Consider the following 14,238-nt stretch of genomic DNA (forward strand, 5'->3'; position numbering starts at 1 on the left):
AACCGCGACGCTAACATTGGCACCGTAGGAGTAGCCAATCACTCATAGTCAATATTTTTAAGGAAGCGTTGAACTAGTGACCCATACCGAGTTTCGAAACGTCGCCATCGTCGCGCACGTCGACCACGGAAAGACGACTCTCGTCGATGCCATGCTGCGCCAGTCTGGTGCCTTCGACCCTCACGCGGAAGTCGAGGACCGTGTCATGGACTCCGGCGACCTGGAGCGCGAAAAGGGCATCACGATCCTTGCGAAGAACACCGCGATTCGCCGCAAGGGGCTCGGTAAGGACGGCGCCGACCTCGTCATCAACGTGATCGACACCCCGGGCCACGCCGACTTCGGTGGCGAGGTCGAGCGCGCCCTGTCCATGGTGGACGGCGTGGTGCTGCTCGTCGACGCCTCCGAGGGGCCACTGCCACAGACCCGTTTCGTGCTCGGCAAGGCGCTGGCTGCCAAGATGCCGGTCATTATTTGCGTGAACAAGACCGACCGCCCAGACGCCCGCATCGACGAGGTTGTTGAAGAGGCACAGGACCTGCTCCTCGAGCTGGCCTCCACCCTGGAGGACGAGGAGGCCATGGAGGCTGCCGAGTCCCTCCTGGAGCTGCCCGTGCTCTACACCTCTGGCCGCGAGGGCAAGGCATCCACCGAGAACCCGGGCGACGGCAACGTCCCGAATTCCCCGGACCTGCAGCCGCTCTTCGACGTCCTGTACGACACCCTCCCGGAGCCTTCTGCTGACATCGAAGGCCCGCTGCAGGCTCACGTCACGAACCTTGACTCCAGCTCCTTCCTGGGGCGCATCGGCCTGGTCCGCGTCCACTCCGGTGTGCTGCGCAAGGGCCAGCAGGTCGCGTGGATTCACTATGACGAGGAGGGCGAGCAGCACGTCAAGACCGCCAAGATCGCCGAGCTCCTGCGCACCGTGGGCGTGACCCGCGTTCCTGCCCAGGAGGTCATCGCCGGTGACATCGCCGCGATTTCTGGCATCGACGACATCATGATCGGCGATACCCTCGCCGACCCGGAGCACCCGAATCCGCTGCCACGCATCGCCGTGGATGAGCCTGCGATCTCCATGACCATCGGTGTGAATACCTCCCCGATGGCTGGTCGTGGTGGCGGCGATAAGCTCACGGCCCGCATGGTGAAGGCCCGCCTCGATCAGGAGCTGATCGGTAACGTCTCCCTCCGCGTGCTGCCGACCGAGCGCCCCGACGCCTGGGAGGTCCAGGGGCGTGGTGAGATGGCGCTGTCCGTCCTTGTTGAGACGATGCGCCGCGAAGGCTTCGAGCTCACCGTCGGTAAGCCACAGGTCGTGACCCGCACCGAGAACGGGCAGCTCATGGAGCCCTACGAGAACCTCACCATCGACACTCCAGAGGAATACCTGGGCAACATCACCCAGCTGATGGCCGCCCGCAAGGGTCGGATGGAGTCCATGGACAACACCGGCTCCGGCTGGATCCGCATGCACTTCATCGTGCCTGCCCGCGGCCTCATTGGTTTCCGTACTGTCTTCATGACCGAGACCCACGGCACCGGCATCGCCAACCACTACTCTGCGGGCTACCAGCCCTGGGCTGGCGAGATCAAGGGTCGCCCAACGGGCTCCCTGGTTGCGGACCGCACCGGTCAGGTCACCGCCTATGCGCTGATCAACCTCGCCGACCGCGGCCAGTTCTTCGTCGAGCCGGGCGCTGAGGTCTACGAGGGCGTCGTCGTCGGCGCGAACAACCGCGACGAGGATATGGACGTCAACGTCACCAAGGAAAAGAAGCTGACGAACATGCGCGCCGCGTCCGCGGACACGACCGTGACCCTGGCGAAGGCCCACGAGATGAGCCTCGAAGAGGCCATGGAATTTTGTGGCTACGACGAGTGCGTCGAGGTCGCGCCGGACGTGATTCGCGTGCGTAAGCTGGTTCTCAACGCAACCGAGCGTGCTCGCGCCCGGTCCCGCGAGAAGGCACGTAACAAGTAAGGTGCGTTTCGCCCGCGGCGGGGTGCCACCCGCACGGGCGTCATTGAGCGCAGCAGCGCTGACGGAGGTTGGTCTTGGCAGTTAATCAGCGGCAGCCCCGTCAGCGTTTTTTTTGCTGCCCTCGTAGCGACCCCGGTGGCACTCAGCCTCGTGCTGACCGGCTGCCAGGCTCGCCCCGGCGATGCCCCCACGGTGGAGGAGCCGGCCAAGCCCAAGGCCAAGGACTCCAACGAGGAAAAGAACGAGAACACCGCAGATTCGAAGCTGCGGGAGATCAATATCGGCGTCGATGAATTCGACGGCAATCTGAACCCGCATATCGTCGGCAACCTGGGCCAATCCACGATGGCGGTCGCAGACCTCACGCTGCCGTCGGCGTTCAACCGTGTTGGCAACCGCTGGGTGATGAATAAGGATCTCCTGGTCAAGGTGGATGCCGATAACCCGGAGGCGCCGACCGAGGTGACCTACACGCTGCGTCCGCACGCACAGTGGTCCGACGGTACCCCGATCTCCGGCAGTGATTTCCAGTACCTCTGGGATGAGCTGCGCACTCAGCGCATTGCGGAGAATGCGGCCCAGTACAGCAAGATCTCCGCGATCAAGGTCTCCGGAGGAGGCTCGAAGGTTCGCGTGCGTTTCAGCGAGCCACAGGAAGGTTGGCGGCAGTTGTTCCGGCACCTGCTGCCGAGCCATATCTATCGGGCTGAGGGGCAGCAGTTCGCCACGATGATGGACGAGCAGTCGGTCGCCTCGGGCGGAGCTTATCGGGTTCACTCGGTCGATGCTGGCCGCGGTGTTATCGAACTGCAGCGCAACGACCGCTACTGGGGATCAGCCCCTGCCGCCACCGATAAGCTGATCCTCCGGGCGGTCCCGGATGTGCACACAGGCGCCCAGATGCTGCGCTCGCGGCAGCTGCAGATGTATGCCGCCTATCCAGCGGGTCTGGCGGCGCTGACTCTCGGCGAGGTGCCGGATGTCCGTGGCACGCAGCGGGATCGGAAGGTCCAGCTGAACTTCGCTCTCAACCTCGATTCGGAGCGGATGAACGAGCTGGCCGTGCGTCGCGCGGCATTGTCAGCGATCAAGCCTGGCACTGTGGCGCAGATTGTCTCCGGAAAGAGGGCTGTCACGCCTCCGGAATGGGGCGAGCAGCCTGTGGAGCGGATGCCGGACGACGCCCGGGGTCTGTTCGACGAGCGCCCCTTCACCATTGCCGCGCCTAATAACGACAAGCAGGCGGCCATCGCAGCCCGCACGATTGCTGATGAGCTCAGCCGCAACGGGATCAACGCCCAGGCTTTGACTGTTGACTCGGAAAACTTGCTGGAGAAGATGATCCCCGAAGGGGAGGTCGACGCGTCGGTGCTGTGGGGGCGTACCCCGGATACTCCCACGGACGTGGCCAACCAGTTCTCGTGCGTCCAGCCAGAGGTGCTGCGTCAGGCTGAGGAGCGGGCAGCCGAGGATAATGCGTCGCACGAGGATGGGAAGTCGGACGAGTCGACGAGCAGCATCGCGCCGAGCGAACGCTCCACCGAGTCCGCCAGCCAGAGTGCGTCGCAAGAGTCCCGCAGATCGGAGCCCACCTCGTCGACGGAACCGGTGGAGGCGTCCCAGCAGCGAACCTTTGGGGCGAACATCACGGGCCTTTGCGAGCCGGCAATCGACGAAGCCATCGCCGAGGTGCGCGACGGTCAAGATTCTGCCGCAGCGATCGAGCAGGTGAACGCGCTGGTGCAGAGCCAGTCTGTGCTGCTGCCGCTGTTGCGAGATGAGCAGTACTACGCCGCGAACCCAGAGTTCGTGGGCTCCGACAAGCCTGTCGAACAGTGGCCTTTCGACCCCTATAGTGGAATTTTCGTCGGCGGTGCCCGCTGGACGCGCCAGGAAGTAGCGAAACCGACGACGACGGCGGCCCCAGAACCGGAGGTACCAAGTTCAGATGACTAAGCACGCCACCCACGCGGCACCGCAGCGGGTGTTGTTCGTTCACGCCCACCCGGACGATGAATCCCTGTTTACCGGCCTATTGGTGTCCGCGAGTTCCCGGGTCGGGGCGGAAACATCCGTGCTGACCTGCACGCTCGGTGAAGAAGGGGAGGTGATCGGGGAGAAGTACCAGAACCTCACCTCCGAGCACTCCGACCTGCTGGGCGGTTTCCGCATCGGGGAACTGCAGCAAGCCCTTGAGCACCTCGGGGTTCATCAGGGACCGCAGTTCCTGGGTGGGCCGAGCCGCTGGCGGGATTCCGGGATGGCGGATACCCCGACGATCCGGCACCCCCGCGCCTTCGCCGGGGACTCGGAGGATAACTGGGAGCTACAGGTTGAGCAGCTGCTCGCGGTGCTCCGCCGTGAGCGCCCGGAGGTGCTCGTCACCTACGGCCCCGACGGCGGCTATGGGCACCCCGACCACATCCGAGCCCACCGGGTGACCCACGAAGCAGTCCGCCGGCTCGTGGACGCGGGCGAGGAGGCCGCCCCGCACGAGATCTGGTGGGCCGTCACTCCGGCGGGGGCTTTCCATGCTGCGATGACGGGAGTGGAGATCCCTGAGGGCTGGCGCGAGGCCGAGGACGGCGACGTCGCGCTGGTCGCGGAAGAGTTTATCGACGCCTTCGTCCAGGGCACGCCCGAGGACGTCGCGGCCAAGCGGAAGGCGATGGCGGCGCACGCCACGCAGTTGTGGGTCGCCGACGGTACTCGAACGGACGTCAACCCCGAAGCCCGGGATACGACCACGCCGACGGGGGAGTACCTCTTCGCGTTGTCGAACCTCATCAGCCAGCCGATCCTCCCCGTCGAGGGCTATCAGTTGGGCTGGGTGAAGAACGCTGACCCAAACACAAACAGACAGATCAGTCTGCTACACTTTGACTTCGTGGTTCCCAGCAACGGGACCGCCCAAGAACACGGTAACGACGGGAAGGTACGGGGTGAGAATGGCTGACAACGCGACAAGCCAAAACCACCGTGCCGTCAATCCCGAAGAGACACGCCGGAGCGAGCCTCACTGGGGAGACCCGAACCGCAGCCAGGTGCGCCGCGACACCACCCGCCGCGAACGGATTGCGGGGATCGCCTGGCTGAGCGTTGGGGCTGCCTTCGGACTCTTCGTCTCCGTGCTCTACCTGGGCAGCCGCATCAGCGTCGGCGAGGTGAGTATTCCGTTGCCTTGGACGATCCTCTTCGCGGGAGTGTTCAACTGGATCATCACCAAAACCGCGCTGCTGTGGACCCCGAATAAAGCAATCGCTGCCATCCCCACGTGGATCTGGCTGGCGGGATTCATCGCGCTGCTGATGTGGCCTGCCCTCAGCTCCAGCGGGGATACCCTGATCCCGCAAAGCATCACCACGCTCGGCCTGCTCGCAGCGGGGCTGCTGGGTGGCGCGATTCCGGTCATGTATATCGACCCCACGGCCGATCGTGATTCGAATTGAACCCGTCCGAGTGACAGAATAAAAAAGATAAGAACTTAGCCGTTAGCGCTAGACCCGATAGTGCATAAGGAAGAATAATGACCTACACGATTGCGCAACCATGCGTCGACGTCCTGGACCGCAGCTGCGTCGAAGAATGCCCAGTGGACTGCATCTACGAAGGCAAGCGCATGCTGTACATCCACCCAGATGAGTGCGTGGACTGCGGCGCGTGTGAGCCTGTCTGCCCAGTCGAGGCCGTCTTCTACGAGGACGACATCCCGGAGGAGTGGGAAGAGTACAACGACGCCAACGCGGCGTTCTTCGACGACCTGGGCTCCCCGGGCGGTGCTGCGGCGCTTGGCCCGCAGGACTTCGACGCCCCGATGATCGCGGCCCTGCCACCACAGGCCTAAGTGGCTGGAAGGCCGGCCTTCACAGTGTCGGCCGCGTGCCCGGCTCCCGGTGCTTCTGGTGGGGCACCGGGAGTTTTTCAATGAGGAGAGTGAACCCGTGACTCGACGGTCACCAGCTTTTCGCACCCCCGCCGCCGAGCGGCTTCCTGCGTTCCCCTGGGACACTCTGGCTGAGGCGACGCAGCGAGCTGCCGCCCACCCCGACGGGATGATTAACCTCTCCGTCGGAACGCCAGTCGACGACGTCCCCCCGAACGTCCAGCTCGCGCTGGCGGAGGCCGCGTGGCAGCCGGGCTACCCGCCCACCGAAGGTTCCGCTGAACTCAGGGAAGCCATCGTGGCCGCGATGGCCCGACGCTTCGGGGTCACCGGACTCAGCGAGGATGCCGTGGTACCGGTGATCGGCACCAAAGAGGCGATCGCGAGCCTGCCGATGGACCTCGGCATCCATGCCGATTCGCTGGTGGTCATCCCAGAGCTGGCGTATCCGACCTATGAGGTCTCCGCCAAACTCGCGGGCTGCCGGGTGCTGCGCGCTGATTCGCTGCTGAAGCTGGGGCCCGAAACCCCAGCCCTGATTTACCTCAACTCGCCGGCCAACCCGCACGGCGCAGTGCTCGGGGTAGAGCACCTTCGCAAGGTCGTGGACTTCGCCCGGCAGCGCGACTGCATCGTTGTCTCTGACGAGTGCTACCTCGGCCTGGGATGGGAGGCCACCGAGGTGGCCGACGCGCCCGTCTCTATCCTCGATCCGCGGGTCTGCGATGGTGACCACCGCAACCTGATTGCGGTGCACTCGCTGTCGAAGACCTCCAACATGGCCAGCTACCGTGCGGGCTGGCTCGCGGGGGATCAGCAGCTCATGGCTGAGATTCTCGGGATCCGGAAGCACGCCGGGGGCATGGTGCCGGGGCCGATCCAGCATGCGATGATCGCGGCGCTGAGTTCCGATGATTTCGAAACCCTGCAGCGGCAGCGCTACCGGGAGCGCCGTGAGGTCCTGCTCGCCGGGCTGGACGCTGCGGGCTTCACCGTCGAGCACTCCGAAGCCGGACTCTATATCTGGGCTACTGAAGGGCGAGATGCTTGGGAGACGGTGGACCGGTTCGCGGAACTCGGCATTCTCGTGGCTCCCGGGCACTTCTATGGCCCCGCTGGAGCGCAGCACGTCCGGGTGGGGCTGACCGCTAGCGATGAGCAGATCGCCAAGGTCGCTCGGCGCCTGGCGGAGCTGGGCTAGGGCGCGGTAGAGACACAAAGAAAACGGCCTCGGAAGCACAAGATCGTGCTTCCGAGGCCGTTCACTTCTCTCTAACCACGGGAGACGCGCCAGGAGGGGCCGGCGCGCCCCGGTGACGTTCTAGAGCGTCATCTCCTCGTGATCCTGGGCAGCAGGGTTCACCTTGCCCACGATGTAGCCCAGTGCGGAGAGCACAGCGAATGCGACGGCCACGGTGATGACCTGGCTTCGGGCAGAAGGATCCCACAGCATGAGGACGGTGAGTCCCACCAGTAGGGCAACGGTAAGCCACGGCAGGAAGGGGTAGCCCCACATCCGGACCGGCATCTTGCCGCGGGCCTCGAGGGCCGGGCGCAGTTTGATCTCGGAGAGCACAATCATCACCCAGATCACCAGCAGCGAGCCGCCGACGGCGTTGAACAGGATGCCGATCAGGTTCTCCGGACCCCAGACCTGCAGGGTCACCGACAGGAATGCGAAGAATAGGGACGCCCACACCGCCGGGATCGGAACCTGGTTGGAATTCGTCTTTCGGACGAACTTCGGCGCGTAACCGGTGCTGCCGAAGCTGAACAGGAGGCGGGAGGTCGCGTAGATCTGGGCGTTACATGCCGAGAGCAGGGCGAGGACGATGACGATCTCCATGAGCGTCACCGCACCCGGGATGTTCGCCAGCTCCAGAACGCGGGTGAACGGGGATTCCGCGGCGGTCTCAGCGTCACCCAGGGTGGAGAATGGAAGCAGTGCGGTGATCAGGAAGACCGAGCCAAGGTAGAAGACCGAGATGCGCCAGATGACAGCGCGGACGGCCGAGGCGATGGAGGTGGTGGGGTCCTTGGCCTCGGCGGCTGCGATGGTCACGATCTCAATGCCGCCGAAGGCGAAGGCAACCGCGAGCAGACCGGCGGCCATGCCGGAGACACCGTTCGGCGCAAAGTCGCTGAAGTGGGACAGCCCCGGGCTATCGAAGCCCGGGAAGAAACCGAATAGCAGTCCCAGGCCAATGGCGAGGAAGATAATGATGACCGCGACCTTGATGAACGCGAACCAGTACTCAAACTCGCCGAAGCCGCGCACGGCGGTGAGGTTGACGAAAGTGAAGAACACGACCGCGACGAGGCCGGGGATCCAGCCCTCCACGCCGAACCACTTTCCCATGATGGCGCCGGCGCCGGTGATCTCGGCACCCATGACCATCACGAGCATGAAGTAGTACAACCAACCCAGCGAGAAACCCGCCCAGTTACCGAAGGCCAGGCGGCCATAGGTGGCGAAGGTGCCGGAGGCCGGGCGGGCGGCCGCGAGCTCGCCCAGCATCTGCATCACGAAGATGACGATGATGCCGGCGACGATGTAGGACAATAGGACAGCAGGGCCGGCGGCCTCGATGCCGACGCCCGTTCCGAGGAACAGGCCGGCACCGATGGCCGAGCCGAGGCCCATCATGGTGAGGTGTCGGGTTTCAAGCCCCTTGCCGAGGGCGGAGCCGCTCTCTGGGGTTGCCGCTGTGGTGTCGGCAGCCGACTGAGTATTGGGGGAATTCATGTAAGAATTAGACCATATTCACGCGCGCGTCAGACAACGGAGTCCAGTTATTTGCCCACTTCCGGGCCTGTGGGGGCGGGTAGTGCACCTGTTAAGGGGGAATGCGGGCAGCGCCAGGGGATTGGCGGCGCCCGCGTGTCGTGGGACACCGTTAGTATGAATAACGATGACTACTGAAGACTCCACCCCCAACTTCCCGGCCACCGATTCAGCCAATCTTTCCGATTTTCGTTTCCGTGGACCGGTGCTGTACCGGGGGGCTCCGGACTCAGAGCCGAAGGACTCCACGACCGACCAGCGCTTGCTTCAGCCCCAGGAGAGCACCGACTGGCTGCACACGGATCCGTGGCGAGTGATGCGGATCCAAGCCGAGTTCGTCGACGGCTTCGGCGCGCTCGCGAAGATCCCTAAGGCGATCACCGTCTTTGGCTCCGCACGCATCCGGGAAGACCACGAGTACTACAAGCTCGGCCAGCAGATCGGTGAGCTGATCGCCCGCAGCGGCTACGCCACGATCACGGGTGGAGGACCAGGCCTGATGGAGGCCGCGAACCGAGGCGCGGCTGATGCCGGCGGGCTCTCCATTGGTCTGGGCATCGAGCTGCCCCACGAGCAGCGACTCAACGACTGGGTCCAGCTGGGCATGAACTTCCGCTACTTCTTCGTGCGCAAGACGATGTTCCTGAAGTACTCCCAAGCCTTCATCTGCCTGCCGGGCGGTTTTGGCACCCTCGATGAGCTCTTCGAGGCCCTGGTGATGGTTCAGACGCAGAAGATCCAACGCTTCCCGATCATCCTCGTCGGGACGCGCTTCTGGGGCCCGTTGGTGGACTGGATTAAGGAAGGGCTCGTCGAGGAGAAGATGATTTCGCCGGAGGACGTCGATCTGATTCACCTCACGGATGACCCCGAGGACGCCATGGACTTTTGCCACCGTGCGCACGATAAGCACACCGAAAGCCTAAAGCGCCGCCGGGAGGACCTCGAACGCGAGCGCGGTCGGATTGAGGAGGAGCTGGAGATGCTCCGCCGAGAGCAGCCCTAGGAGAAGCCACAAGGATGTACTGGATCTTTTCGATTGCCGGCGCGGCACTCGTCGCAGGGCTTCTCGTCTACCTGGTGGCGCGGGTATTCGGTCCGGGGGAGTACGCCGGGCCGCGAGCAGATCACCCCGCCGAAAGGCAGGCTGCGGAGTTCCGAGCGAACGGTGAGCTCACCGGAGCGAACCTGCGGCAGCTGAAGTTCACCCGCTCCCTCCGCGGGTACGACGCAGCCGAGGTTGACGCTCTGCTTGAGCGGCTCGCCACCCACCTCGACGACCCAGTCCGGCCGGACGACCGAAAGCAAGCCGCCCCAACCGCCGGGGACAATAAGGACGATCAACAAGCAGCAGAAAGGGCATAGAACCGTGGCTCCCATTCCCAAGATTCCGCAGGCCGTACCCGACATCACCTTCGGTGCGCCCGTCGAGGGAACCGAAGTGCTGAATGTGCGCTTCGACGCGGACCGCGACCACTCCCGCGGCGTCGAGATCAGCGCGAACGGAGAACCCGTCGAATGGGTCGTGGGGCTGCCTGATGCACCCAGGCGGGCATCTGACTTTTCCGAGCACAACGACTTCCTCGACGACGGCTGGCGTGCTCACGGGGCACAGATCGTCCGTCACATGAACCAAGTCGTCGCTGGCCACCCGGTGCGCGCCAAGCGCCACCTCGTCCAGCTCCACCTGCCGGCCAACATCAAGCCGCGCCAGCTCCGCTCTCTCATTATTGGTGTGATCGTGGGAGGTCACCAGTTTTCCACCACGAATGAGAAGCGACCCGGTGCAGTACGCAACCTTCACCTGGCGTGGTACAACCCAGCGCACCGCAGTATCGACAATCGCACGAACCTGGGGCTGCGTCGCGCGGTACGCGACGGTGTGCAGCTGGGCAAGGCAACCTGCTTGTCCCGGGATCTGGCTAATGCCCCCAGCAACGTGAAGTCCCCAGAATGGCTGGCTAAGCGTACGAAGAAGCTGGTAGGGAACATCCCGGGCGTCAAGGTGAAAGTCCGCGACGCCGAGTGGCTGCGGAGCAAGGGATTCGGCGGCATCATCGCCGTAGGCTCCGGATCATCCCGCCCACCGGTGATGGTGGAGATGGTGTGGGACCCCGAGAGCATCGGCCTGCCGCAGCGCCGCAGCTCCATCGCCATGGTGGGAAAGGGAGTGACCTTCGATACCGGCGGTATCAGCATCAAGCCCGCCGCCGGGATGGACCTCATGCGCACGGACATGACCGGCGGGGCGAGCGTCATCGCGGCCTTCCGGGCGCTTGCGGAAGGGCAGGTGCCGCGCAAGGTCGTGGCAATCGTTCCGATGGCAGAGAACATGGTCTCCGGGGACTCTTACCGGCCGGGCGATGTTGTCGAACACTACGGCGGCATTACCTCTGAGGTGACCAACACCGACGCCGAGGGCCGAATGGTGCTGGCCGACGCGATCAGCTACGTGGCCAAGAAGTACGAGCCGAACGCCATCATCTCCATCGCCACGCTCACGGGTGCGGCGAAACTGGCGCTGGGACTGCGCACGGGAGCGGTGTTCGCACCCACCCCACAGGTAGCGCTGAAGCTTGCGCGCCGGGGTGCCCAGGTCGGGGAGCAGTGGTGGCCGCTACCGCAGCCGAAGTACCTGGAACAGGCGGTGGATTCGAAGATCGCGGACGTCCGCCAGGCACCGAAGGGGCCGGGTGCTACCACCGCATCGATGTTCCTCCGCCGGTTCACCCGTGGGGTCGACCTGATCCACCTGGATATCGCTGGACCGGGGCGTGCGGAGCAGACCTACGCGGAGGTCTCGCCGGTCGGTACCGGGTTCGGTGCCCGCACGCTTGTACAGTGGTTAGCCAAATAGCTTATAAATTAAATTCTTGAGGCTTGAATGAAGGAGCGCGACTGTGCTTTCTGATGTGATTGATCTGCTGGCGGATCCGGTGGACGGAACCGCGCTGTCGGCTGGTGACGCGCAGTGGCGAACCCTCGTGTCCGACTCGGGGCATAGCTACGACATCGCCCGCCAGGGCTACGTGACGCTCGCCGGCGGGGCCGGGCTTCGTTACTCCGGCGATGATGCTGCGATGATCAGCGCCCGCGAAACCTTCCTCACCGGAGGCCACTTCGCCCCCTTCGTCGAGGCTGTTACCCACAAGGTGGAGGACGTGCTAGATGACGCCGGGGTCGAGCCTAGTAGCCACCCGGGGCTGGTGGAGATCGGTGCCGGCACCGGCTATTACCTGAGCCATGCGCTGGACACGATTGAAAACTCCCGCGGCGTGGGTATCGATGTTTCCACCGCGGCGGTCAAGCGCCTGGCCAAGGCGCACTCTCGCATCGGCGCCGTCGTCGCGGACGCCTGGTCGCGCCTGCCGATCCAGGACGAGTCCGTGGACGCGATCATGGTGGTCTTCGCTCCGCGTAACGCTGCCGAGTTCGCCCGCATCTTGAAGCCGGGAGGGGAGGTCGTGGTTCTCACGGCAGACGCCGGCCACCTGCACGAGCTGCGCGAGCCGCTGGGGATCATCGAGGTCGAGGAGGGCAAGGTCGAGCGCATGATCGAGCAGGCCTCCGGCCACCTCACCCCGGTCGGAGAATCGGAGACCGTGGAGTTCGAGATGACCCTCGACCAGGATTCCATTGCCGCGCAGATCGGAATGAGCCCCTCTGCGCGCCACATTCACTCCAAGGTGCTCGCTCAGCGCATTGAGAACCTGCCGCCGCAGATGAAGGTCACCGCGCGCGCGAAGATCACCCGACTCGCGAAGGCCTAACGCAGGCAGGAAAGGGCAAAAGCCCCTAGCAGCCGCTGCCACTGATACCGCTGCGACATATGCGCTCGGCAGCGGTGCGCCAGTACAACCCCGCAGCAGAGTAAAAGCCCGGGCAGGGAACGCATCCCCGCCCGGGCTTTGGCATTGCTCACGAAGAAAGCCGTGGCAGACTCTCCGAGCTAGTCCACGTCCAGCAAGTCGTCGATCGCGCCGGACTCGATATCCCGATCTGCCTGGGCCGAGTCCGCGATGATCTGCTCCTGAGCGGCAGCCGAGTTTAGGCCCGCGTGCAGGCGCTGCAGCTGGCGACCCAGGGTAACCATCGACACTTCGGTGCGGGCCCCACCGGTCGCGGTGACCTCCACGTCCCTAACCGGCACTGCCGCCGAGATGCTGCTCGTCAGCGTGGCGGCGCCGCCGTCGGCGTAGACCTCGCACAGCGGGCCGTCGATGAAGACGGTGAGCACGTCGGCCTCTGGGTCGGCGAGGGAAGCGGTGCGGGTGTCTCCCTCGCGGGTGACGGAAACAGCATCCTTGGTGTAGCTGATCAGGGCGATTTCCCCGCCATCCATGTTGCGCACGCTAAGCTCCACCTTTCCCTCACCTGGAGCAAGCTGCCCGGTCCAGATGAGCCCGAAGTCGGAGAAGGAGTGCACGGCCTGTGGGGCGCCAACGATGTCCTGGTACAGCGCCCCGTCCAGCAGGGTGAGGGCGCGCGGCGTGGACAGGCAATTGGCCCAATCCGCGCCGGTGCTAGCGTCCGGGTGGGCGCCCACCAGGCCGATCAGAGCGGGGGTGTCGCCCGGGATGATGCGAGGACGGGTCAGGTCGTGGCCGTGGTCCAGGACGCGGAACTCACCCTGGGGCTGGAAAGTGACCTTCCCGGCAGAGGGGGTGTCGATACGTCCGACGAGATAGCCAGTGACCTCGTCGCCCTCCGCCTTCCAGGTGCCGTCGTCACGGTAGGTGAGGATGAGGACGTGGTAGTCGTGGCCATCGCCCTGGTCGGTCATCTTGACCAGACGCGGGGCGAACGGTCTGGATGCAGGGAGGGACACGTCGCCGTCAATCTCGACGGCACCCGCGACGCGCCAGTGTTGGCGATCCTCGGAGAGGAGCCACACGATCTCGGCGTCCTCGTCGTTGACGAGGTTCAGGGCCAGCATGCCCCAGCCGCCTTCGCCGAGGGGGACAACACTCGGGGTGACGAGGTCGGCGACCGGGTGGGCGGAGTCGTCGATGTCGATGGGTCCAAGGCGGCGCACACCGGCGGCCACGGCCTTCGGGTCGTCGGAGACCTCGTTGAGGGCGGCCAGGTCGTCAATCTGGGCGCGTTGGATTCGGAAGGTGCGTTCGCCGCGGCGACCATTCGCGACCTGGCTGCCAAGCAGCTCCTCCCGACTGGCGTTCGCGTCGCGTGGCTCGGAGGTGACGAAGATCAGCTCAACGGTCTCCGGAGATCCGTCTGCGGCGGAGAGGGTGAGAGCGGAACCCGCGAGGACGTCCAGCTCCTCGCCCTCCGGCTTGAGGACGTCGTCGTTGATGTCCCAGTCGTAGGGAATGTGGGACGCGGTGACATGTGCCCACCGCGAGCCGTTGCTGCGCTTCGTGCGGAACTGGTGGAAAACGTGGATCGCGCCATCGGCGAAGACGGCTCCCGCCGGGGCCTCGAGTACACCGCGTTCGGCGGTGATGTGAAGCTCTGGGGCTTGGTGAGGGAGTTCCGCGTCAGCCTCTGCAGGCTGCGGGTTGACCGGCGCGGAAGTGTGTTCTGCGGAAGGGTTAGCCATGACCCCGTTTATACCAGCGGATT

At 64.8% G+C, this 14,238-nt stretch carries 12 protein-coding genes; 10 read left to right on the top strand and 2 right to left on the bottom strand.

What is annotated here, in order from left to right:
* Positions 1–76 precede the first annotated feature (76 nt).
* The 6 genes from typA (at position 77) to dapC (ending at position 7,071) form a co-directional block, all read left to right on the top strand.
* Positions 77–1,987, top strand: a complete 1,911-nt coding sequence (gene typA, locus CU_RS03295; RefSeq protein ID WP_012359909.1) for a translational GTPase TypA — start codon at positions 77–79, stop codon at positions 1,985–1,987.
* A gap of 135 nt (positions 1,988–2,122) precedes the next feature.
* Positions 2,123–3,943, top strand: coding sequence for an ABC transporter family substrate-binding protein (locus CU_RS03300; protein ID WP_012359910.1), 1,821 nt, complete (start codon positions 2,123–2,125; stop codon positions 3,941–3,943).
* Complete coding sequence (mshB, locus tag CU_RS03305) at positions 3,936–4,943, top strand: N-acetyl-1-D-myo-inositol-2-amino-2-deoxy-alpha-D-glucopyranoside deacetylase (protein ID WP_012359911.1); 1,008 nt, start codon at positions 3,936–3,938, stop codon at positions 4,941–4,943. The genes CU_RS03300 and mshB overlap by 8 nt, the downstream gene beginning before the upstream one ends.
* The gene (locus CU_RS03310) at positions 4,936–5,436 is read left to right on the top strand and encodes a hypothetical protein (protein WP_012359912.1); all 501 of its coding nucleotides are present in this window, start codon (positions 4,936–4,938) and stop codon (positions 5,434–5,436) included. The genes mshB and CU_RS03310 overlap by 8 nt, the downstream gene beginning before the upstream one ends.
* A 77-nt stretch (positions 5,437–5,513) precedes the next feature.
* Positions 5,514–5,831, top strand: a complete 318-nt coding sequence (fdxA, locus tag CU_RS03315) for a ferredoxin (protein WP_012359913.1) — start codon at positions 5,514–5,516, stop codon at positions 5,829–5,831.
* Positions 5,832–5,928: 97 nt separating this feature from the next.
* On the top strand, positions 5,929–7,071 hold the full coding sequence (gene dapC, locus CU_RS03320; protein ID WP_012359914.1) for a succinyldiaminopimelate transaminase: 1,143 nt from the start codon (positions 5,929–5,931) through the stop codon (positions 7,069–7,071).
* A gap of 120 nt (positions 7,072–7,191) precedes the next feature.
* On the opposite strand, the gene CU_RS03325 is transcribed toward dapC, so the two are convergent.
* Positions 7,192–8,616, bottom strand: coding sequence for an amino acid permease (locus tag CU_RS03325; RefSeq protein WP_012359915.1), 1,425 nt, complete (start codon positions 8,614–8,616; stop codon positions 7,192–7,194).
* A 166-nt stretch (positions 8,617–8,782) separates the two neighbouring features.
* Between CU_RS03325 and CU_RS03330 the strand changes: the two genes are divergently transcribed.
* From CU_RS03330 to CU_RS03345, 4 genes are read left to right on the top strand one after another with little or no spacing between them, the layout of a single operon-like run.
* The gene (locus CU_RS03330) at positions 8,783–9,661 is read left to right on the top strand and encodes an LOG family protein (RefSeq protein WP_012359916.1); all 879 of its coding nucleotides are present in this window, start codon (positions 8,783–8,785) and stop codon (positions 9,659–9,661) included.
* 14 nt (positions 9,662–9,675) lie between these two features.
* The gene (locus tag CU_RS03335) at positions 9,676–10,020 is read left to right on the top strand and encodes a DivIVA domain-containing protein (protein ID WP_012359917.1); all 345 of its coding nucleotides are present in this window, start codon (positions 9,676–9,678) and stop codon (positions 10,018–10,020) included.
* Positions 10,021–10,024: 4 nt separating this feature from the next.
* Positions 10,025–11,512, top strand: coding sequence for a leucyl aminopeptidase family protein (locus CU_RS03340; RefSeq protein WP_012359918.1), 1,488 nt, complete (start codon positions 10,025–10,027; stop codon positions 11,510–11,512).
* A gap of 43 nt (positions 11,513–11,555) precedes the next feature.
* The gene (locus CU_RS03345; protein WP_012359919.1) at positions 11,556–12,425 is read left to right on the top strand and encodes a methyltransferase domain-containing protein; all 870 of its coding nucleotides are present in this window, start codon (positions 11,556–11,558) and stop codon (positions 12,423–12,425) included.
* A gap of 179 nt (positions 12,426–12,604) precedes the next feature.
* Here CU_RS03345 and CU_RS03350 read toward each other — a convergent pair whose 3' ends face one another.
* Positions 12,605–14,215, bottom strand: coding sequence for a hydrolase (locus CU_RS03350; RefSeq protein WP_012359920.1), 1,611 nt, complete (start codon positions 14,213–14,215; stop codon positions 12,605–12,607).
* Positions 14,216–14,238 lie beyond the last annotated feature (23 nt).

This window comes from Corynebacterium urealyticum DSM 7109, assembly GCF_000069945.1.
Taxonomy (GTDB): Bacteria; Actinomycetota; Actinomycetes; order Mycobacteriales; family Mycobacteriaceae; genus Corynebacterium; species Corynebacterium urealyticum.

Bases quoted from the DNA above. Each gene is read 5' to 3' on its own strand.
- CU_RS03330 (WP_012359916.1), top strand. From the start codon at position 8,783: ATGACTACTGAAGACTCCACCCCCAACTTCCCGGCCACCGATTCAGCC.
- CU_RS03310 (WP_012359912.1), top strand. From the start codon at position 4,936: ATGGCTGACAACGCGACAAGCCAAAACCACCGTGCCGTCAATCCCGAA.
- CU_RS03335 (WP_012359917.1), top strand. From the start codon at position 9,676: ATGTACTGGATCTTTTCGATTGCCGGCGCGGCACTCGTCGCAGGGCTT.
- fdxA (WP_012359913.1), top strand. From the start codon at position 5,514: ATGACCTACACGATTGCGCAACCATGCGTCGACGTCCTGGACCGCAGC.
- mshB (WP_012359911.1), top strand. From the start codon at position 3,936: ATGACTAAGCACGCCACCCACGCGGCACCGCAGCGGGTGTTGTTCGTT.
- CU_RS03350 (WP_012359920.1), bottom strand. From the start codon at position 14,215: ATGGCTAACCCTTCCGCAGAACACACTTCCGCGCCGGTCAACCCGCAG.
- CU_RS03325 (WP_012359915.1), bottom strand. From the start codon at position 8,616: ATGAATTCCCCCAATACTCAGTCGGCTGCCGACACCACAGCGGCAACC.